Source organism: Pedobacter soli (assembly GCF_900101435.1).
Taxonomy (GTDB): domain Bacteria; phylum Bacteroidota; class Bacteroidia; order Sphingobacteriales; family Sphingobacteriaceae; genus Pedobacter; species Pedobacter soli.
Genome location: NZ_FMZH01000007.1, coordinates 332,517 through 354,243, shown reverse-complemented (window position 1 = coordinate 354,243; position 21,727 = coordinate 332,517). Strand labels below are relative to the sequence as shown.

Genomic DNA, 21,727 nt, shown 5'->3' with positions numbered 1-21,727 from the left:
AATATTATCCGCCCAACTATCCTGCACTGTTATGAAAAATTAAGCGTTACAACAACGCCTAAAATAAAATAAAAAACTCACTAACAAGCACTTAAAACAAAATCAACACTTTGAAAATAATTTTATTTATTCATTAACCTGTCCACGTATTTGCCAATGATATCGAACTCCAGGTTTACGGTATCGCCAACATTTACTTCCTGTAAATTGGTATGCTCGAAAGTATATGGGATGATAAATACCGAAAACTCATCAGCGGCAGAATTTACTACGGTTAAGCTAATGCCGTTTACACAGGCCGAGCCTTTTTCTACGGTTACATTACCAGCCGAAGCATCGTACTTAAAGCGGTATTCCCAACTACCATCCAATTCTTCGCGCTTAACACAAACTGCGGTTTGGTCTATATGCCCCTGTACAATGTGGCCGTCAAGGCGGGCGTTCATTTGCATACAACGCTCCAAATTCACTTTACTTCCTACTTTAAGCGCATCCAGATTGGTCTTATTCAATGTCTCATCTATTGCGGTAACGGTATGTGTACCATCATTTAAAGCTACAACCGTTAAGCATACGCCATTGTGTGCTACGCTTTGGTCTATTTTAAGCTCGTGGCTAATGGCCGATGAAATGGTGAAATGGATATTGGTATGATCGTTTTTAATGGCGGTAACTTCGCCTAAAGTTTCTATAATTCCTGTGAACATGGGTATTTATTTTTTCTGTAAACCGTCATTCCTGAGCAGCCAGGAATCTTAAAGCTATTGGCTTAAGATTCCCAATCAAGTTGGGAATGACGATCCGCGCAATCGTAAAATGTGTTAATATTTTAATCTGTTTTTCCTCCAGTCAGAAGTACTTTGCTTTGTAGTATCGTTAAGCTGCACATCCTTTTTTTGAAACAGCTTAGCAGCCATTACCGCCGCAATTAAAGCTTCGGTTTGGTCTTGTACCTTTAAACTTTCGGGTTTAAAATATTTAGCAACAAAATGCGTATCAAAATTTCCGGTTTTGAAAGCTTCGTGTTGCATGACAAATTTACCAAATCCTAAGGTAGTTTCTATCCCGGTAATATCATATTCTTCAATTGCCCGCACCATACCCACCATAGCTTCTTCCCTATCCTTGCCGTAAGTAATCAGTTTGGCAATCATCGGATCGTAATAGATGGGTATTTCCATTCCCTGTTCAAAGCCATCATCAACCCTTACGCCATTTCCCTGCGGGGTAATATAGGTTTGAAGCGTACCAATATCCGGAAGGAAATTATTGGCTGGGTCTTCGGCATAAACCCTAAGCTCAATGGCATGGCCACTAATTTTTAAATCGTCCTGACTAAAGCTTAATTTTTCGCCCGAAGCGATTTTAATCTGTTCTTTTACCAGATCGATCCCGGTAATCAGTTCGGTAACGGGATGCTCTACCTGCAAACGGGTATTCATTTCGAGGAAGAAAAAATCGAGGTTTTCGTCCAGGATAAATTCAACCGTTCCGGCACCGGTGTAATTAACCGAACGGGCTACATCTACCGCACATTTGCCCATACGCTGCCTGATCTCTTCGGTTAATACCGACGAAGGGGCTTCTTCAACCACCTTTTGGTGACGGCGCTGCACCGAGCACTCACGCTCAAAAAGGTGCACAATATTGCCATGGGTATCGCCCAGCACCTGAATTTCGATATGACGAGGTGATGTGACATAACGCTCTATGAAAACCGATCCATCGCCAAAAGCAGAGGTTGCCTCGCTAACGGCCAGCTGCATTTGCTCTTCAAAATAGCTTGCCTGTTCTACAATGCGCATGCCCTTACCACCACCACCGGCAGCAGCTTTAATCAAAATCGGAAAACCGACCTCAATGGCACGTTGCTTCGCTTCTTCCACATCGGTAATGGCCTCCTCGGTACCAGGTACCATAGGAATGTTGTATTTTAAGGCTGCAGCCTTAGCAGACAATTTATTACCCATAATTTCCATAGCCTGTGGCGAGGGGCCAACCAAAATCAAACCAGCATCGGCTACCAATTGTGCAAAAGCAGCATTTTCAGATAAAAAACCGTAACCAGGATGAATAGCCTGGGCTCCGGTTAATTTACAGGCTTCTATAATTTTTTCTCCTACCAGATAGCTCTGATTGGAAGGTGCTGGTCCGATGCATACTGCCTCATCAGCATAACGAACGTGTAAGGCATTGCGATCAGCCTCCGAGAAAACGGCAACTGTTTTAATGCCCATTTCTTTTGCCGAGCGCATAATACGCAAAGCAATCTCTCCACGGTTAGCAATTAAGAGTTTGGAGATTGGGGTTTGGAGTTTGGAGTTTTCGGGCATTTTGGTTTGTTGGATCATTCATTTAGTATGCTACATTGTTTTTCAGATGCTCCATCTAAATAATGGATAAACTTAAAAAAGGCTATTTAATTTACTTTTCTACCAAAACTTCCACCATGGACGTTTGGGTTTTAACTCTTCCATCCCAGCATTAAAGCTTCCATCAACTTTCCCGGTTTGAAATGTAATGGGTTTTGATGACGAATCAATGTCTGTACTAAAACTTAGTTCATATCTTGTAATGCCACTATTGACCACGATCTGCTTCGCAATTTCATTATCGGGAAGTATTTCTTTAAGTTGAAATACGCATGTTGTTTTGTTATTTGGAGAAAAACCAGCAAAATTTTCTTTTATAAAATTAAGCACATAAAATGTATGCTGCTCAATTAAAGCTAGGTAACCTAAAAATGATAAAGCTGCCCCACTTTCTGTTTCATCTCTACTATAAACCTTACCAACGGCATAGTGTAGGTTTTCGTTAGTAAATAATTTACCAATTGAGATGCATAGTTGTGAAGCCATTGGAAGAGGGTCATCATTCTCCGATAAAAAGCGTTGACAGTAAATAAAAATATCTGTGACTTGATTCAGATCTTCATTTTTAAAACGATTACGCAAGCTAGCTACAGCCTCTGTACGAACAGCATCATCCTCGGTCTTTTTAAGAATCTCTGCAGTATTAACGATATCGTCATACAAAGCCGTGTTAATATTTTCAGCTGATTTTTCGTGCTGTTGTATTAAGATTTCTAAAAACCCATCCAAAGGTGATTGATTGTCTTTGCTCATTATATTATTATTACACTTGGTTATTAGGAACAAATATAAGTTTCTGCTTAAAGGTGCAAAATTATTTCAATAGCCTGATCAATCATCGTAGAAGTAAGATCTAAATGAGTAACCAAACGGATGGTACTATCGCTTGTGGTATTGCAATGAAGGCCTTTTTCTTTAAACTGATGGACAATTTTCTCTGCAGTGCCTTTTTCTACTTCAAAAACCACAATATTGGTTTCAACAGGCATAATCGATTTTACATAAGAAGTGCGCGCCAGCGCAATAGCCAAAGCCTTAGCATGGGCGTGATCTTCTTTTAGCCTGCTTACATGATGATCTAAAGCATAAATACCTGCAGCAGCCAAAAAACCTGCCTGGCGCATCCCGCCACCAAATGCCTTTCTTACTTTACGCGCTTTATTGATCATTTGTTTGGTGCCCAATAGCACCGAACCAACGGGAGCACCTAAACCTTTTGAGAGACATACCGAAATGCCATCGAAATATTTACCGTACTCACTGGCGTGATCGCCCGTTGCCGCTAAAGCATTAAAAATGCGGGCACCGTCTAAATGCAATTTCAGCCCTTTAATATTGCACAAATGGTGTATTGGCGCAATTTGCGATAAGGTATAACAGCTTCCACCGCCTTTGTTTACCGTATTTTCTAAAACAACTAAACTCGAATTGGGATAATGAATATTGTCATCGTTAATTTCAGGCTCGATAAGCTCGGGTGTTAAAATACCACGCTCGCCATGCAGCAACCTTACCGATGCGCCGGAGTGAAAAGCAATGCCACCAATTTCGTAGCGGTAAACGTGTGCAGTCTGATCGCAGATTACCTCATCCATGGGCTGGGTAAAACACTTGATGGCGATCTGGTTGGTCATCGTTCCGGACGGACAAAATAATCCGGCTTCCATGTTAAAGGTCGAAGCTAGTTTGGTCTCCAGCGCATGCACGGTTTCATCTTCTCCGAAAACGTCATCTCCCACTTTCGCAGTCATCATGGCTTCCAACATTCCGGCGGTTGGTTTGGTTACGGTATCACTCCTGAAATCTAAAAATCTGTTGTTCATTTCGCTATTCGATTGTAAAAAAATTCGTGATGTTCAAAAAAAGACCAATGCCTTTTCTGGTATAATTTTAAGGTTTTTCGGCCATTAAGCGCGCTATATAGTGTATTTTTTACACACTTAATTTTCAGCAACAACAAATTGTTAAAAAATTATTAAAAAAAAGGATACAAAATATAAGACTTTTTATACTTTTATCGTGCTAAAACCAAAAATAAATAAAAATGATAGTAATTGCAGACGGCGGATCGACCAAAACAAATTGGTGTCTGATTAACGAGGCCGGCAGAAAAATTTACTTTAACACTGAAGGTTACAATCCATATTTTTCCAAAGAAGAGTACATTGTAAAGTCTTTAAATGAGACTCTTCCAGACCACTTGGAAAGAGAGAAACTAACAGCGGTTTATTACTACGGTGCCGGTTGTTCTACACCAGCAAATGTGAAAATCGTGGCCGATGCCATGAAACAGATTTTCACCAATGCAAGCGTTTTTGTAGGCCATGATTTACTTGCCTCTTGCAGGGCACTTCTTGGAAACGAGCCAGGATTTGCAGCTATTTTAGGTACAGGTACCAACTCATGCCTGTATGATGGAAGCGAAATTACCATGAACATCGATTCTTTAGGTTATTTCTTAGGTGATGAAGGTAGCGGTTCGTACATTGGTAAACGTATTTTAAGCGATTACATGAAAGGTTACATGCCAAAAGGTTTACGTGAAGCTTTTTATGATAACTACGCATTAACCAACGAAGATATTTTCGATAACATTTACAACAAACCATTGCCAAACCGTTTTTGCGCAAGCTTTAGTAAATTCTTATACGATTTTAAAGATAACTACGAAGATTATGCTTTCAGCACTATCGATTATGCCTTTACTGCATTTTTCGAAGCTTTGGTTATCCACTATCCAAACTACAAAGACCACAAATTAAACTGCGTAGGTTCTGTAGGTTATAGTTTCCGCGATATTTTAAGTATTGTTGCCGATCGTTACGAAATGGGCGTGGGTAAAATTATCCGTTCACCTATAGATGATTTGGTACACTACCATCTGGAGTTAGCGCCTAAAGTATAGTTTAGCGTTGGCAGTTTTCAGTTTGAAGTTAACAATACTGAAACCAAAAAAAATAAAAACCCGGATTTGAAATTCAAACCCGGGTTTTCTTTTATAAGCATTTCCAGCTTTAGTCTTTTAGCTTTGGTCTTTCAGCTTAGAACGAAATCTCCTTACCAAAAAGCTTGGCATATTTTCTTTTGTCGAAACGGTATAATGTAGCTGCGCGATACGATACGCCTTTTTGTTTCTCATCCAATTCTTTCAGCACACCGAAACTTACAATCTTCTTCCTGAAATTCCGTTTATCTAATTTTTTGCCCAATACCAGTTCGTACACATGCTGTAACTGGGTAAGGGTAAATTTTTCGGGTAAAAGTTCAAAAGCAATGGGCTGGTGTTTAATCCGGCGTTTTATTTTTTCTAAACCTTTATCGTATATTTTTTGGTGATCGAAAGCCAGTTTTGGCAAATCGGTAATCGGCAACCAGTTGGCACGTTTGGCGTAGGTACTGATCGGACGTAATTCTTTATCACCCCCTAAACGGATCAACGCATAATAAGCCAGGGTAATTACCCTACCCTGCGGGTGCCTGTACGGATCGCCAAAAGCATAATATTGCTCCATATATATGCCGCGCAAACCCGTAAGTTCGTATAAAATCCGAGAGGCAGACTGATCTAAACTCTCGTCTGGACCAACAATATTACCGGGCAAAGCCCACCAATCTTTAAACGGTTCTTCATTCCTTTCAATTAGCAGGATTTTTAATTCCTTACCATCAAATCCAAACAAAACGCAATCTATCGAGAATACAGAATCTAAGTGAGGTAAAATTTGTTCCAAAGTAAAAATTAATTATTTTAAGCAGATAAAGGTATGACTTTCAATATTAAGTAAAAAAAATAAAAAAAATTACTTAGTGTAAAAATTACACACTATATTCGTATAATATAATGATGAAGCCAAATATTAAAAATATAGCTGTATTAACTTCTGGTGGTGATGCCCCCGGAATGAATGCTGCGATCAGAGCTGTTGTTCGTACCGGTATTTACCATGGCATTAATATGTATGGTGTAATGCAAGGATACCAGGGTTTAATTAACGACAACATAAAACCAATGGATGCCCGTTCGGTAAGTAATATACTACACCTGGGCGGTACCATATTAAAAACTGCACGCTGTTTAGAGTTTAAAACAGACGAAGGTCAGCAGATTGCCTACAACAATTTAAAGAAAAATGATATCGATGCCTTAGTTGTGATTGGCGGAGATGGAACCTTTACGGGCGCCAAACGTTTTTCTGAAAATTTTGGCGTGAAGGTAATCGGTATACCCGGCACAATTGATAACGACCTTGTAGGATCTGATTTTACATTGGGTTACGATACAGCAATTAATACTGTAATTGAAGCCATTGATAAAATCAGGGATACCGCCGATGCGCACGACCGCTTATTCTTCATTGAAGTAATGGGTCGCGATTCGGGTTGTATTGCCTTAAGAAGTTCGATTGCCAGTGGTGCCGAAGCAGTTTTACTACCAGAAAAAGAAACCAGTGTAACTGATCTGATTGATAAACTTGCTCTGGGTGCAGCAACTAAAAAATCATCGAGCATTGTAATTGTTGCCGAAGGGCATAAACAAGGCGGTGCTTACGATATTGCCAAGCGGGTAAAAGAAGCTTTTGATCACTACGATACCAAAGTTACCATCCTTGGTCACCTGCAACGCGGTGGTAGTCCGAGCAGTTATGACCGTATTTTAGGCAGCAGGTTAGGTTTTGCCGCAGTAAATGCGTTAATTGCAGGAGAAACTGAACAAATGGTAGGATTAAAAGGAAACGAAATTAAATTAACCAGCATTAAGGAGGCTTTAACGGCACATTCCTTCAAGCTCGAACCCGATTTATTGGAAATGACCGAAGTACTTTCTATATAATATGATAGCGGTTGTTTACAGCGGATCGAAAACGGCATTTTGGAAAATCACCCAAAATGGACAAGTGGTGGCACATTGCAATACTACGGGATTAAACCCCTGCTTTGTTGATCCGAAAACGATGTTGCAGATCCTCAATAAAAAGGTAGCCCTGGTTAACAACGCAGAGAACATAAAGAAAATTTATTTCTTTGCCGCTGGTGCATCATCGGCCGACAGGAAAGAAGAGCTGGCCAAAACCCTTTCTTCGTTTTTCAAATACAGCAAAGTTGTAGTCGAAAATGATATGTTCGGCGCAGCCAAAGCAGCCTGTTACAACAAACCGGGTATCGTAGGTATGTTGGGTAGTGGTGCACACTGTGCCTACTTTGATGGAAAAAAGCCGCTTAACAATAACTTTGGATTGGGTTATATACTGGGTGACGAAGGTTCTTCAAATTACTTTGGGAAAATGATACTCAGAGAGTTTTTAAGCCATAAACTGCCAAAAGATATTGAAACCAAATTCTTGTTAACACACAATCTGGACCGCCCTCAAATTTTAGAACGCATTTACAATAAGCCGCAGGCGAATATTTTTTTAACTTCGTTTTTCGATTTCGTTACACAAAACAGCAAACACGAATACATCCGTAAGCTGATTGACGAAGGATTTGTAAAATATATTGAAACCTATATTTTACCAACAGTGGAGAAATACCCTAACAAGGAACTGCATATTGTAGGCAAAGTAGCTGCCGAGCTCGAAGACCGCTTAAGGTTAGTAGCAGGTAAATACAACCTTGAAATTAAAAGCATTATTAAAGAACCAATACAGAATTTATTAAAACATTACATTAATTAACAAAAACAATGAGCAAAATTGGAATAAACGGCTTTGGCCGTATTGGCCGACTGGTTTTCAGAGCCGCATTAAAAAGAGGATTAGATATTGTAGCCATTAACGACTTAATTGATCCGGATTACATGGCTTACATGTTAAAATATGATACAACACACGGTAAATTTGATGGTACGATTGAAGTAGTTGGCGGAAATCTTGTAGTAAACGGTAAAACTATCCGTGTTACTTCAGAAAGAAACCCTGCTGATTTGAAATGGGATGCTGTAGGTGTTGAAGTGGTAATCGAATCAACCGGTTTATTCTTAACCCGTGTTGATGCTGAGAAACACATCGCTGCAGGTGCAAAAAAAGTAGTTTTCTCTGCTCCGGCTAAAGATAGCGACATCCCTACTTACGTAATGGGTGTTAACCACGATAAATTAACTGCAGATCAGACTATCGTTTCTAACGCATCTTGTACTACTAACTGTTTAGCACCAATTGCTAAAGTGTTAAACGATAACTTCGGTATTGTTGAAGGTTTAATGAGTACAATCCACGCGGTAACTGCAACTCAGAAAACTGTTGATAGCCCATCAGCTAAAGACTGGAGAGGTGGACGTGGTGGTTTCTCTAACATCATCCCTTCATCAACCGGTGCTGCTAAAGCTGTAGGTATGGTACTTCCTGAATTAAAAGGAAAATTAACAGGTATGTCTTTCCGCGTTCCTGTTGCTGACGTTTCTGTTGTAGACTTAACTGCACGTTTAGAAAAACCAGCTACTTACGAGCAAATTAAAGCTGCGATGAAAGCTGCTTCTGAAGGTGATTTAAAAGGCGTACTAGGTTATACTGAGGATGAAGTTGTTTCTTCAGACTTTATTGGTGATGATCACGCTTCTATTTTCGACGCAAAAGCAGGTATCTCTTTGAACGATAATTTCGTAAAAGTGGTATCTTGGTACGATAACGAGTGGGGATATTCTTCAGCATTAGCTAAATTCGTAGAATACTACGCTAGTTTATAATAAAAAGAGGCGCTAAGCGCAGCATTACACTAAAAAAAGGCAGCATTATTAATTTAATGCTGCCTTTTTATTTTAAACAGCATTTTCACCTATAAATTCTATTTTAAAATCAAGCTAAAACAGCAATTTATTTAATTTAAAAATCAAAAATCGACCTTACACACCAAATAAAACTAAAAATAAACCCGAAATTTCAAAAAAAACAACATTAACTAAAGTTTAAACAAACGTTTGACTAAAATCGCGCTATAAATTGACAATATTTAACAATTAGTTAACACTTTTTTGCCTTATCTTTGTGGTACGATCATTTTAAATCCTAAAAGCTTACAGAAAAGGAACAGGAAATAAAAAATGACAAAAAAAATACTTAAAATTTTCTTAGTGTATTTTTTACACTATCAAATTTTTTCCTATATTTGTATCATAATAAACGGAACGATGTTTGTTATCAATAGAAAAAGATAAATCACTTTCTGGATAAACCCAGGTTTAGAAAGAAGGTTAAAGACAAAGCCTGGCTCATAACAGGTTTATATTTGGTTAGAAAAAAGAGATACGTCTGGATGGAGTATCTCTTTTCTTTTATACGGGGTTTTTATTTATGTTTTCATTTGCATGCGCATCCTTTTAGCAAGGAGAAGAAAGATTTTATCTGCTATACATTAAGATTTTAAAGCCATCTACATCGTTATTCCCAAACGAAAAGGATTATCTACATAGAACATTAATCTACAATACATATATTAGGATAAATTATTTAATCAGCCAACATGAGACATTTTTTATTGTACTGCTTAATACTAGTGGTTACTCAAAAAGCTTATTCGCAAATCAATATCTATACTTTCAATACCCAAAAGTTTTTTACTGAAGCAGAAATAAAATCTATCTACGATAAAATGTCGAAAGGATTACCCTCCGACCTTGATATTACTACGACCATTTACCATAAAATCACAAAAAAAGATACCGTGATCAATTATCTGCGGTTTGATGCACACAAAACAACAGATAAATCAGCTTTTAAATTCTCCTTCAAACAGGATTCTACTTTCTTACTTTTAGGCAAGAAAATTCCGCACTTTGAACTAAAAGATTTGGATGGCAAAGCTTTTACATCAAATCAGTTTTTAGGTAAGCCAACACTTATTAACTTTTGGGCTACTTACTGTGGGCCATGCATCGCAGAGATGCCGACACTAAGCAAACTAAAGGAAAAGTACGGTGCAGAGATGAATTTCATCTCCATTACTGAGAATAACGCCCTCCGTGATGATTTAAAACAATTTGTTAAAGACAAAGGATTTAATTTCTTGGCATTGGAAAATGGCGAATCATACAAAAGAAGCTTAAAAATATCGTCGATTCCGAAAAATCTATTTATTGATAAAGATGGCATTTTACGCTATATAGAAGGCAATTTTCCATTAGAAAGCAACGGAGAAGAGCAATCACAAGAATCAAACTCATTCCTAAAAATTATCAACCAGCTTATTAACGAAGCAAATTTGGACAAAAAGTAGCTGTTATTGCATTCTCTTACATTAAATATCTTTTCATGCCAAACTGTAAACATTCACACCTGGATTAACAATTCCGACACATTCCCCATCGGGCTAAGCTAAATTTGGCAAACAAAACTTCTTTGTTTTATATTTGTTAGAGACCTTAGCTATAGTAAATTTTTAAAACAGTACCCGTGCATGAGTAAGTTTAGCAAACCCTCAAATACTACATCTTATTACGAATCACAACGCCTTAATAAGCTCAGGCGTTATGATATTATTGACACCCCACCTGAACTTCTTTTCGATCTGATTGCAGAAATTGCCAAGATCACTTTTAAAGCAGCGGGATCATTTGTTTCGTTTATTGATGACAAACAGGTTTATTTTAAAGCCAATACCAGCCCTATACAGGTTACAGTGATTAAAAAGGAAGACAGCCTATGTACCATCGCCTCACAATCGGCAGAAATTACCCTGATCGAAGATACTGAAACTTCTGTTGAGGCTAAAGATTGCCCCTACGTTGAAATGGATAACGGAATCAGGTTTTATGCTGCGGCACCCATTACCACGATGGAAGGTTTTGTAATCGGAGCTGTAAGTGTAATGGACGATAAACCCCGTTACGATATTGAAGAAGAGCAGTTAACCATACTGAAATGGCTGGCGCGCATTACGCTCGAAAAACTCGAATCGCGCCTCATTAACCGGGTTTCGGTACGCGCTTACGATGACCGCCTGCATCGCCTTGCCCACGACATGAAAAACCCCGCAACCTCACTGGTTGCTTACGGACAACTTTTAGGCAAAGGTTTACTTAGCCAGGAAAAACTTGTATCACTAGGCAACAAAATTGAACTAACGGGCAGGAACATTGAACAAACGATGAATAACCTGCTAAACGAAGCCAAAAATGAGAATGCCTCTATTGATTTGAAATTTGAAACCGTTGAAGTAACCGATTTGCTCAATACTGTTGCCACAACTTTCGATTTTGCTTTAAAACAAAAACAACAAACCATTAAAATAAATTGCCAAACGGGTGGCTATATCCAGGTAGACCAGGAGCGGATTACCGATGTTTTAACCAACCTGTTAAGCAATGCCATTAAGTACTCACACATTGGGGCAGAAATAACCGTAAATTGCAGTGATCAAATAAACGATATTGTCTTCGAATTTAAAGACAATGGCGTTGGCATGACGGCAGAAGACATCACCAGGCTTTTTACTAAGTTTGCCAGACTATCATCTGTGCCAACTGCAAAAGAGCGCTCGAACGGAATTGGCCTTTACATTGTTAAAACGTTGGTACAGCTGCATGGTGGTAAGGTTTGGGCTACAAGCGCCGGCAAAGACTTGGGCAGTTCGTTTTTTATTTCATTACCCAAACGGGAAAGCCTGCCGGTAACGGATTAGCACAATATAATCGTCATGCGGAACATTGATTGTCCACGTTTGCAACGAGGATAAGCGAGATTGGCGATTGCATCGCCATACATTTCAAACATATATCTTTCCATTCGCGTTACAAACGCAAACGATGCTAAAAAGACAATTACTTAAACCACTTCAATCCCCAGATGCCTGTAAGCATCCAATGCCGCATTATCCGGCTCGGTTTCGGTTATAATTACATCCACATCAGTAACAGGGCACACATAATAAGGCTCTACGGTATTAATTTTTTCTAAAGCAGAAAGTGCAATGGTTTTCTGTGCCTGGCTAATCATCGTATTATTCAGCTGTGCATCTTCGTAAATCATAGAAGTAATACCCATGCTATGGTGCAAACTGCAAATTCCAAGCATACAAATATCGGCGCGTACTTTTCTAAAAGTATCGACCGTTTCTTGTCCCATGGTAGTAAATGCGGTTTTATGCAATTTTCCACCGGCAAATATCACTTCGGCACCAGGATGATCTTCTAAAATATTGGCTACTGGAAAGCTATTGGTAATGATGGTAATTTTCAAATCTTTTGGCAATGCTGCTGCCAGCGCCACAACCGAGGTTCCGCCATCAAAAAACACCACCTGGCCGTCTTTTAAAAACTGCAAAGCCTTGGCGGCGATAGCCTGTTTATGCTGCTGGTTATATTTCTCCCTTTCGCGATAATGCTGCGGACTTGGCGAGCGCACAATAGCACCACCCCGCACTGCCCTAAGCAGACCTTGCGTATCGAGCTCTTTAATGTCGCGCCGCACGGTATCTTCTGATACATTGAGCAAACTACTCAATTGGTCAAGGCGTACTTTATTATCTTTTTCAAGCGTATCGATAATCACCTGCAGACGTTCTTCTTTTACCATATTATTGCAATATACTGCAAATATAAGATTTTAAATGAAAACAAATTTGCAATATATTGCAATATCAAATATTTTTGTTGCAAAATATAGCAAATCATGAAAAGAACAATAGGCATTGATATGGATGGCGTACTCGCCGATATAGAAGACCACATATTACAATCGTACGCTGCTGAAACCGGCATTGTACTTAGCCGCGATGAAATTAAAGGCAAATCGGAAGAAGAGCTTTTTCCTGACCGCGAAATGGTGATGAAAATCTGCAATAAAGCAGGCTTTTTCAGAAACTTACCCCTAATGGAAGGCGCTGTTGAAACCGTAAAAAAACTAATGGAAGATTACGAAGTTTACATCGTTTCGGCTGCAATGGAATTCCCTTTATCGCTATTTGAAAAACGCGAATGGCTGGCAGAACACTTCCCTTTTATTGGCTGGAAAAATATTATTTTTTGTGGCGATAAAAGTATTATCGATACCGATTATTTAATTGACGATCATTGCAAAAACCTCGATTTCTGCAAAGGAAAACCTTTAATATTTACGGCATTTCACAATGTAGAGAAAGACCATCACCAAAGGGTAAACCATTGGAATGAAGTGCCTGATCTATTAAAAAGATTGGAAGAGGAGCAACTGGAAAACCTGGCCATAGCATAACGTCCGTACTGAACAAAAAAAGGATGCAACCATTGGTTACATCCCCTATCTAAATTAACGCTCTCAACTTATGAAGTTGATATAAGGCTCTCACCCCTTATGCCTACAATATTACGGCAGAAAGATTAAGATTTCATGAAGAATTACTTTTTTCTTTGATAATTCTCAAAAGAAATGAAGCAAACACTAAAGCTACTTTGATTAACGGATGCAATTTTCTGCAAGGTTTGACACAGCCTGCAAACTGCTTAAAGCTTAATCACCACCACAACCACCGCAGCTGCCACAAGAACTGCCACAAGAGGATCCGCAGGAGCTTCCTCCACCATCGCTACTACCCCATTTGTTACGATCGTTATAATTCATTACCGTAAAGAAAGAAGCATTTAAAGCAGCGGTTCCATACAGAAAATAATTCCATTGCCAATCGCTACCTGCTTCATACTTGTACTGCGTATGGTTACTGTACCAACCGGGAATGGTTTCCTTGCACAGCATCAGGGATAACTTGCGCAAATAAAAAATTACAAAAGTAAGCAAAGCAACTGTTACAATAACCACCTGGGTAACTGGCTTATCTCTCTCTACACCTGTAATTACCCTGATTAACGGAAACATGAGTAACAAAGCAAAAACCGTAAAGCTGCTGCAGAATAATTTGGCAAAAGTTTTAGACTGGTTAAAATTATATTGAAAATTAGCTAAGCTATTGCTTACATTTCTGAATATGGGTTTTGATTCCAATACACGTAAGAGTTTTGGATAATGCACGCGGCCTGATTCTTTCAAAACACTAACCACCTGTGCCTGCTCGGCAGATTGAATGGTAATGGTATTGGAAACCGAAATCATTTGGCCGGTAATTTTGATTGTTCCATTGTTAATCAGCTCATTTACCGAACCTCCAATTACATCAGAAAGCCGTTGTGTTTTAAGGTAAACCAGTTCCAAAGGTTTTAGGTGATAAACAAAAGAATCGTGATCGAAGTTACGTAACACGGTTTTCATGCTGTTTTTATTGTACAAATCGAGTATTACATAGCCAGCCAATGCTATTGCAGCAAAACCTAAAATAAAATATGGATTATCAATATGTACATAAAGTGGTTTGAGCAAATAGTAAAACGGAACTGTGAGCAGGCCGAAAATCAATACGCCAAATAAGACCACAAAGCCAGGTTTTACATTTGCAGGCCTTAGCTTTAAACCGGCCAACATACTTTCATAATGCCAGATACTTTCAGGCTGCAAGCCAAAATGTGAGGTATACTGCACTTTTGTCCTTTCAGCAGCCCATTTAAACTGCTCAAACTGTGCTTTGTTATGTGTAGAAGGTACATGCTGAATATCTTTACCCAACAGCTGGCAAAAATCATGGTAAGATTGTGAAAAAATAAGGTGCTGGTGCCAAACTACATCAACAATAGCTGAAGGCGAAACCATTACATCGGTAACAGCAGCCAGGTACATAAACTTTTTATACTCGAGAATGGCACTTTCGGTAAAGCCCTTTGTCCACCTGTTTTCGTTGGCAAGCCTAATCGAAAAGGGATAATCGCCAGGTGTCTGATCGAAATCAAACTGCTGTATGTTGTCCCAAAGTGCATTGTTCATAGCGATGCTAGTTTCCAGTTTACACTCATAAATATAGTACTATTTATGAAACAACAACTAAAAATCAGGTGACCGCATTTATTGAGGAATGCAATTAGGGACTGGATTGGCAAAAAAATAAGCCTCTCTAAAAAGAGAGGCTTATGAGTGTAATCTAAATCGTCCCGTTGATTTAATTTTTACTTACCCAAATATAGCCACTATTTATGCACGTGCAACCCGAAATACGATCTTGTACAGCAACTTGTAAAATGTGTATAATGCTATGTAAACATAATGTCTCAAACCTGATCAACATGTACAATACCTTATTGTAAATGACCAGAAACAGCAGGTTAAACCAATTCCTTAATCAGTTTGCTGCGTATACGGCTCAGTGTTTCTAAACGCATACCCAGGTAACTGGCTACACAACGCAAGGGCACTCTGTTGATTTCGAAAGAATTTAATTCCAGAAATTTCTCATAACGTCTTTCGGCCGAGGGAATGCGTGCCAATATTGCACGTTCTGCTGCAGCATAATATTGTAACGCCAGAATTTTCCGGCCAATAATATTGGTTTCCATATGGCTTTCGTAAAGTTTATTGATGAAAGCATTTGACATGGCCACTACTTCTGTTTTTTCTAAGGCCTGCAGGTATTCTATAGATGGTTGCTGAATATCTTCAGGATGCTGAATGGCACCAATAAACTCGTTACCCAGACTTACCCAGGTCGTAATTTCTTTACCTTCGTCTTTTACAAATCCCCTTACAAGTCCGGAGGCTATAAAAAACACATAATCATTATTATCAATTGGCGACAGGATATATTTATTCTTTTTAATCAAAATTGGCGCTGCATGTTTCTTTACCTCCTGAATGAAACCAGCTGTTACAGGATTTAAATTGCTGAGATAATTTAACATGGTGTTTACCAAAAAAACTTTACGTGTTTCGAGCATACAATAACTGGGATAGACTTTAGACCTTTAATTATAGCGAATAAAACTAAACGACAAAAATAAAGTACATTGGAGCGTCTGATTTGCTGATTAAAGTCAACAACTAAGCTTCAATTTTACTTTCGGGGCACAATTCAGGCTGTTAACAGCAACATACGGATCATTATTCTGACCCTCCCCTGTTTTGGCTGTTTCTGTTTATTAAACAACCTTTTCTCCATTCATACGATTAAAAATAACATTTTGGCCTCCTGCTTTTTTTGGTAACTAAATAATATCCTACTGAAATTTCGTGCGATCCGTAATCGTAATTACCGAGTTTATTCAGGCTATAATCATAGCCATAACCTATACGTAAATTCTGACGTACAAAAAGCTCTGAAATTAAACCGATGGCTGCGCGATCTCTGGTGTTGCTTTCCAGATTCTGCTTGGGATATAATTTTATTGAAGTACGATAAACAGCCCCCAGCCAAAATCGTTCTTTTACTAAAAGAAATGCATTCAAATCTAAAGAAGTTGGCCCATGCAGATCGTCTTTAATCAAAAATGTTGGTTTAAAAACAAAATCATCGGTAAGCGGCAGCGCAAGGCCTGAGCTTAAATAGAAATGCGGCTGCGCCTTTACATTTAGCATACTGTAATCAGAAAATACGGACAAGGTTTTCGACAAAAGGTTGTTTGCAGCAAAGCCGATAAAAAATTTCTCGTTAGAATAATGGATACCTGCACGGATATCGGGCATTATCTGACTTACATTCCCGGTAGGGATGCGGTTATCGCCCTGCTCAATCGGATCAAGCAAGCTGCCGTTTAAACCCAGTTGCATTACGCCCACCCCCAGGCCAAATGCGAGTACATTGGTTTCGGTACGATCTAACTTAATGCGATAGGCAAAATTTGCCGAAATGTTTAAAGCACTTTGCGCACCTATTTTATCTTTTGTAATGATGCCACCAATCCCCATGCTTTCATCATTGATAGCTTCATCGGCAGAAACTGATAAGCTCTGTGGAGCCCCCTTTACACCTGTCCACTGTGCGCGGGCGAATGCCTGCAAATAAAGCTCTTCTTTGTATCCTGTATAAGCTGGATTAATGTACATCCCGTTAAAAACATATTGCCCATACTGCGCATCCTGCTGGCTATATGTACGTAACGATGCCAAACAGATTACTAAAACAATGCTGATCTTTTTTAACCTTATCATATCGCTTTATGTTTTTCCATTTTACCTGATGATTGTAACATAGCCTTTGTATTCTATCCAGCTGGCTGAGCCGTTTTTAACTTTAACCACGTAGAAATAAGTTCCATCGCTTAAACCTGGTGCTGTCCAGTCGTTGAGGTAACCATTAGCCTGATAAACTGTACTGCCCCACCGGTTAATTACCGTTACTTCGTTAAATTCAAAAGAACCCAGGTTTTCAAGATAAAATGTATCGTTTTTCCCATCCCCATTGGGTGTAAATACATTTGGAATCCTTAAGCCCGAAATTTCTTTTAAATCGGTTGAAGTATTATTGTTTAATAGTGGATCGTGCTCTGACGCCCTTACAGTAGCCGTATTGGTTACCATGCCGGGTTGCTTCGACCTTACTTTTATACTCAGCTCAGCAAACCTTCCATTGGGCAGGAGTTGAATATCCCATTGCACGGTTCTCGAAACAGGATCGTAGGCAGCTGTTCCATCTGTGGGCTGCCCCAGGCTTTCAAAAATCAGATTATCTGGCAGTACATCCTTTGCTTGTACCGAGCTTGCATCGTCGACTCCGTTGTTGCGTACATTCAGGTAATAATCGAACAGCTGATTGCTGAGTATATTCCGGCTTTCGGATCGTTTCGTAATGGCCACATCAGCAACCGGAACTGCTATAACTTCGACCTCTATTTCATCAGAGAGTTCAGAAGTACATCCAAAGCTGTTAACAGAGGCTACTTTGTAAATACCAGCAGTGGCAGTAATGAGGCTTGCCTTGTTCTGACCAGGTATAAGCACACCATCTTTGAACCAGATGTATGTGCTGGCCCCTCCCGAATTTGCGCGCAACGAAACCGACGACCCTTTTTTGATCGTGATTTTCTGCCGCCCATTGGGTACGGTCTGGCTAAAACCTGTTGCAGATAAAAACAACAGGAATGCCATAAACAGGAAGGTGTAAAACCTAAGCCTCATTTATAGAATTACAAATAAAATATTGATTACTTAAAAGGTAACTGCATTGGCAGTTCCTGAAATTTGTGCAGGTGTAAGCGTTGGCTTGGTCGGCTTAGCGCTAACAACAACATCATGATCTACTGTTTGCGGGCAATATTTATTACCACCAATTACATAACCTACTTTTAACCGGTATTTAGTTGTACCTACCGTTGGCGAAACCGGTGTATAATCCTTACTGGTTGCACCAGCAATTGCGGTTTCAGCAGAACCTGTAACGGTGTACCATTGGTAAGCTAAAGTAGTAATGGTTGGATCTTCGGGATTGATAATTGTTCCTACCTGCGTTAAAGGTGCCTCCACACAAAAATTGGCGGCAGCAAAGTCGGGCACAAGCGGTTTTAACACATATACGGGTATTTGCTGCATTTCCGATTCGCAGGATCCTGCTGCTGTTGCTTTTGAGCTCAGATAATAATACCCGTTTTGTAAATCGGCAGCGGCAATTTTATTTCCGCCAACCAGCGTAATTACCGTTGATGGCGTAGTAGTTGCTGTTGTGCTAAACCTTACAATCCAGTTTTCGCCTGGTGCGGGGGCAGGAAATGTAAGGTCAGATCCTTTACAGAATAAACTTACATCAGTGGTAGTTGGTGTAACCTGCGCTGATGCACGCAAAAAACTGCAGGTTAACAGAATAGCAATGGCAAATACTGTTTTTTTAATGGTACTGTTCATGGGGATGGGATTTAATTTTTGTTTTTGAGTTAATATTGTGAGTTAGTAGTCACCAGCACATGCGGTGCCGGTGGTTTTGGATTTATTTTAATACTAAAATTGAACTGGCTGCTACAACCACTGGCGTTCTTAATGGTTAAAATGCCAGTGTATATACCCGGTGTTGCGTTAGCCGGAATAGTGAGCGGAATACTTGCAGCGGGTAAAGGCTGATCGGTTACAGCTGTGAAGCCACTGGCCGCCCAGCTGATACTGTAAGTAACCGGGGCATTAACAGGATTGCTATAAGTGAGCGATGCTACAGTAAAACCTGCGCATATTTCAGGATCAGTACCCAGGGTTAAACCTGGTTTTCCATTTACAGTCAGGTTAAAATCAACAGCATTGGCGCAATGAGTAAGTCCATCAGGAATACTGTATCTGATTGTAGCTGTTCCTGCAGCTAATGCACTTACTTCACCAGTTGTAGCGTTTACAGCTGCAACTAGTGGGTTTAAACTGCTCCAGGTACCGCCCGCAGCCGAATTGCTTAGCGTGGTAATCTCTCCAACACAAATATTGGCTAAACCTGTAGAAGCAGGCACAATCGCCAGCGGTTTTACATTAACCGTGAGTGCACCACGACTACTACTGGCACAGCCGGTTACCTGATCTATGGCTTCAACATAATACGTGGTAACCGCGGTAAGTACAGGAGTAGTATAGGTACTGCCGGTACTGATTAAAGTACCGTTTGTTGAGGCATCGTACCAGTTATAAGTAATGCCGGCCTGTGGAGTATTTACAGCTAAATTAACTGTAGAACCACTGCAGGAAGTAACATTGCTAACTGAAACAACAGGGAGTGGATTAACCCGGATTGTTACTTTTACACGTTCGGAAATGGATGAAATACAGTTATTGCGCCGCGATTCTACATAATATACATGATCACCCAGCCCCAGCACTCCTAAACTATAGGTACTACCGGTAAATAACGGGGTTGTTGTTGTTTTATCGGCATACCAGTTATACGTAGTACATTGCTGCAGGTTATTGATAGATAAGGTTGTAGCATTACCCAAGCAAACATTTTTAAAGCTCAGCGGCACTCCATCAATAAGCGGATCAGGTTTCGGAATTACTTTGGTTACATTATAAATATGCAGTTCGGCACCTATGGCCAGCAAACCACCCCATGATATTTTAACCCGGTCAAATGCTGCGGCTACCGGAAATGAAACCTCGAATTTTGTGGTACCGGCAACAGGTTTAATGGTTACATTTCCATTATTGAAAGCCTCACCTGCAGTAGCCGTGCCTAAATAAGGCTGTATGCTAAAGCCACTAAGCAGATTTAGTCCACCACCACCATCGTAAACGATCTTAACCGAATCGAGCGGTTGACCTGCCTTAGCGAATAAAGCAGTAAGATACACTTCATTTGCTGCCTGCAAGCCGGCATTTAGCGTGGCATAAGTAGCATAAAGCGGATCGGCATCTATTGCTGCATACGGATTGGTTACCGTAGCAGTGGCGTTTAACAAACCTGCACCATTTACTCCTGTTAGTACATCTATAGGTTTATCACAGTCTATATCAAGCGGGTTATCTTCTAAAATATAAGCACCATAAATTTCGGCCTTTACCCCTATGGTTAAACTTGCAGAAAGCTTAACATAAACACCTTCATAGGCTTGTGCAGGTGTTAATGTAATTTCGATGGCGCCAGCACCACTTAACAAACCCACTGTAGATGCCGAATAGAGCGAAGTTCTTAGGGCTGCCTTAGTACTTGTATTTAAACCGGTAAAAGTCCCTATCTCGATGGTACCTGCTACACTTAAGGCAGCGGCTGGTATCGACACCTTTATCACAAATGGTGTACCTGCAGTTATTACCCTTTTACCTGAATGGGTTCCGTTGTTAGTAAATTCGAGGTATTGGGTAACGGATGATGAACTTAGTAAACTATTTATCGATAAGGTAGCGGCAGTAGATGGATCAGTATCCACTGCTAAATTGTTATTGGTTACTGAAACAGAAGAGCCAAGGGGGCCAGCCGCCTCCTGCGAATCCTGAAAACCAGCGTATACGCGACTTTGATTCGTACACAACTGTGCATACGAAGCTCCTGGCAGGGCCAAAAACAACCCTATTAATAAGAATAGACTAAAAAACCACTTCAATTTGTTTGGGAGAGCAAAATTCAGTGTTATTGTTCTTCCTTACGTAAAAAAGCAATGGGCGGTTTTTTAAAATGCGAATTTTATTATTTTTTTTCGCCGCAAAACAAAATCACCAGTAGATATAAGATAAAGAGCACTTTACCCTGGATTGGTATACGATAAAAAATTAAGAATACGGTGTAATGCTAAGCCCATTTTGTACATTTGTAGCCAGCAATGAAAATATTAGTTTACCTTTTAAGCTTAAGCATCCTGTTCATCTCTTGCATTACCTGCGAAGATGCACCGGATTTTGTGGGCAATAATCAGCTAAATATCTCCATTGTAAAACCAGAAAAAACAGCAAGTACGCATAAAGATGATTGCTCGCCCATGTGTACCTGCAACTGCTGCGGCCAGCCAACACTCAACCACGCTATACTTGCCGATTTTGTTTTTTTGAAGCGCGAAACAACTGTAAAACAAAAAATCCATTACAGCAACCGCTTTATTTCTGCTTACATCCAAAATATCTGGCAACCGCCTAAATTGAATAAAACAGTTATCGGCTAACCGGTAAACAACGATTGTA

General features: G+C 39.7%; 20 protein-coding genes. 8 read left to right on the top strand and 12 right to left on the bottom strand.

The features are described 5' to 3' along the window. Nucleotides 1–122 precede the first annotated feature (122 nt). The 4 genes from BLR37_RS17075 to BLR37_RS17060 all read right to left on the bottom strand — a co-directional run bounded on the left by BLR37_RS17075 (nt 123) and on the right by BLR37_RS17060 (nt 4,195). The gene (locus BLR37_RS17075) at nt 123–707 is read right to left on the bottom strand and encodes a riboflavin synthase (protein WP_090770630.1); all 585 of its coding nucleotides are present in this window, start codon (nt 705–707) and stop codon (nt 123–125) included. A 114-nt stretch (nt 708–821) separates the two neighbouring features. Next, nucleotides 822–2,351, bottom strand: a complete 1,530-nt coding sequence (gene accC, locus BLR37_RS17070) for an acetyl-CoA carboxylase biotin carboxylase subunit (protein WP_244154683.1) — start codon at nt 2,349–2,351, stop codon at nt 822–824. A gap of 81 nt (nt 2,352–2,432) precedes the next feature. Continuing rightward, nucleotides 2,433–3,125, bottom strand: coding sequence for a hypothetical protein (locus tag BLR37_RS17065; RefSeq protein ID WP_090770629.1), 693 nt, complete (start codon nt 3,123–3,125; stop codon nt 2,433–2,435). 47 nt (nt 3,126–3,172) lie between these two features. After that, nucleotides 3,173–4,195 carry a threonine aldolase family protein gene (locus tag BLR37_RS17060; RefSeq protein ID WP_090770627.1) on the bottom strand — a complete coding sequence of 341 codons (1,023 nt, stop codon included), beginning with the start codon at nt 4,193–4,195 and terminating at the stop codon, nt 3,173–3,175. 221 nt (nt 4,196–4,416) lie between these two features. Here BLR37_RS17060 and BLR37_RS17055 point away from each other — a divergent pair, with 221 nt between their 5' ends. After that, complete coding sequence (locus tag BLR37_RS17055) at nt 4,417–5,277, top strand: N-acetylglucosamine kinase (protein WP_090770625.1); 861 nt, start codon at nt 4,417–4,419, stop codon at nt 5,275–5,277. Between the two features lie 136 nt (nt 5,278–5,413). On the opposite strand, the gene BLR37_RS17050 is transcribed toward BLR37_RS17055, so the two are convergent. Beyond that, nucleotides 5,414–6,103: an NUDIX hydrolase gene (locus tag BLR37_RS17050; RefSeq protein ID WP_052266252.1), complete on the bottom strand. Its 690-nt coding sequence runs from the start codon at nt 6,101–6,103 to the stop codon at nt 5,414–5,416. A 113-nt stretch (nt 6,104–6,216) separates the two neighbouring features. Here BLR37_RS17050 and pfkA point away from each other — a divergent pair, with 113 nt between their 5' ends. The 5 genes from pfkA to BLR37_RS17025 all read left to right on the top strand — a co-directional run bounded on the left by pfkA (nt 6,217) and on the right by BLR37_RS17025 (nt 11,984). Next, the gene (gene pfkA / locus BLR37_RS17045; protein ID WP_090770623.1) at nt 6,217–7,203 is read left to right on the top strand and encodes a 6-phosphofructokinase; all 987 of its coding nucleotides are present in this window, start codon (nt 6,217–6,219) and stop codon (nt 7,201–7,203) included. A gap of 1 nt (nt 7,204) precedes the next feature. Continuing rightward, the gene (locus BLR37_RS17040; RefSeq protein ID WP_090770621.1) at nt 7,205–8,047 is read left to right on the top strand and encodes a hypothetical protein; all 843 of its coding nucleotides are present in this window, start codon (nt 7,205–7,207) and stop codon (nt 8,045–8,047) included. An 8-nt stretch (nt 8,048–8,055) separates the two neighbouring features. After that, nucleotides 8,056–9,054: a type I glyceraldehyde-3-phosphate dehydrogenase gene (gap, locus tag BLR37_RS17035; protein ID WP_039478121.1), complete on the top strand. Its 999-nt coding sequence runs from the start codon at nt 8,056–8,058 to the stop codon at nt 9,052–9,054. A 773-nt stretch (nt 9,055–9,827) separates the two neighbouring features. Next, nucleotides 9,828–10,580: a TlpA family protein disulfide reductase gene (locus BLR37_RS17030; protein WP_090770620.1), complete on the top strand. Its 753-nt coding sequence runs from the start codon at nt 9,828–9,830 to the stop codon at nt 10,578–10,580. Nucleotides 10,581–10,760: 180 nt separating this feature from the next. Beyond that, on the top strand, nt 10,761–11,984 hold the full coding sequence (locus BLR37_RS17025) for a GAF domain-containing sensor histidine kinase (RefSeq protein WP_090770618.1): 1,224 nt from the start codon (nt 10,761–10,763) through the stop codon (nt 11,982–11,984). A 143-nt stretch (nt 11,985–12,127) separates the two neighbouring features. Here the strand turns inward: BLR37_RS17025 and BLR37_RS17020 are convergent, their stop codons facing one another. Next, nucleotides 12,128–12,877: a DeoR/GlpR family DNA-binding transcription regulator gene (locus BLR37_RS17020; RefSeq protein WP_090770617.1), complete on the bottom strand. Its 750-nt coding sequence runs from the start codon at nt 12,875–12,877 to the stop codon at nt 12,128–12,130. A 96-nt stretch (nt 12,878–12,973) separates the two neighbouring features. Here BLR37_RS17020 and BLR37_RS17015 point away from each other — a divergent pair, with 96 nt between their 5' ends. Beyond that, nucleotides 12,974–13,534 (top strand): 5' nucleotidase, NT5C type, encoded by a 561-nt coding sequence (locus BLR37_RS17015; RefSeq protein ID WP_090770615.1) that lies wholly within the window; start codon nt 12,974–12,976, stop codon nt 13,532–13,534. A 255-nt stretch (nt 13,535–13,789) separates the two neighbouring features. On the opposite strand, the gene BLR37_RS17010 is transcribed toward BLR37_RS17015, so the two are convergent. The 6 genes from BLR37_RS17010 to BLR37_RS16985 all read right to left on the bottom strand — a co-directional run bounded on the left by BLR37_RS17010 (nt 13,790) and on the right by BLR37_RS16985 (nt 21,114). Beyond that, nucleotides 13,790–15,148 (bottom strand): glycine-rich domain-containing protein, encoded by a 1,359-nt coding sequence (locus tag BLR37_RS17010; protein ID WP_090770613.1) that lies wholly within the window; start codon nt 15,146–15,148, stop codon nt 13,790–13,792. A 335-nt stretch (nt 15,149–15,483) separates the two neighbouring features. Then, a complete protein-coding gene (locus BLR37_RS17005) occupies nt 15,484–16,092 on the bottom strand; it encodes a Crp/Fnr family transcriptional regulator (protein WP_052266251.1) in 609 nt (202 codons plus the stop codon). A 229-nt stretch (nt 16,093–16,321) separates the two neighbouring features. Then, nucleotides 16,322–17,302, bottom strand: coding sequence for a PorP/SprF family type IX secretion system membrane protein (locus tag BLR37_RS17000; RefSeq protein ID WP_090770611.1), 981 nt, complete (start codon nt 17,300–17,302; stop codon nt 16,322–16,324). A gap of 21 nt (nt 17,303–17,323) precedes the next feature. Beyond that, complete coding sequence (locus BLR37_RS16995; RefSeq protein WP_090770609.1) at nt 17,324–18,268, bottom strand: T9SS type B sorting domain-containing protein; 945 nt, start codon at nt 18,266–18,268, stop codon at nt 17,324–17,326. Between the two features lie 30 nt (nt 18,269–18,298). After that, entirely contained in the window at nt 18,299–18,988 is a 690-nt protein-coding gene (locus tag BLR37_RS16990; RefSeq protein ID WP_090770607.1) for a hypothetical protein, read from the bottom strand. A 29-nt stretch (nt 18,989–19,017) separates the two neighbouring features. Further along, complete coding sequence (locus BLR37_RS16985) at nt 19,018–21,114, bottom strand: immunoglobulin domain-containing protein (RefSeq protein ID WP_167356634.1); 2,097 nt, start codon at nt 21,112–21,114, stop codon at nt 19,018–19,020. Between the two features lie 258 nt (nt 21,115–21,372). On the opposite strand from BLR37_RS16985, the gene BLR37_RS16980 reads away from it, so the two are divergent. Beyond that, the gene (locus BLR37_RS16980; protein ID WP_090770602.1) at nt 21,373–21,708 is read left to right on the top strand and encodes a DUF6660 family protein; all 336 of its coding nucleotides are present in this window, start codon (nt 21,373–21,375) and stop codon (nt 21,706–21,708) included. Nucleotides 21,709–21,727 lie beyond the last annotated feature (19 nt).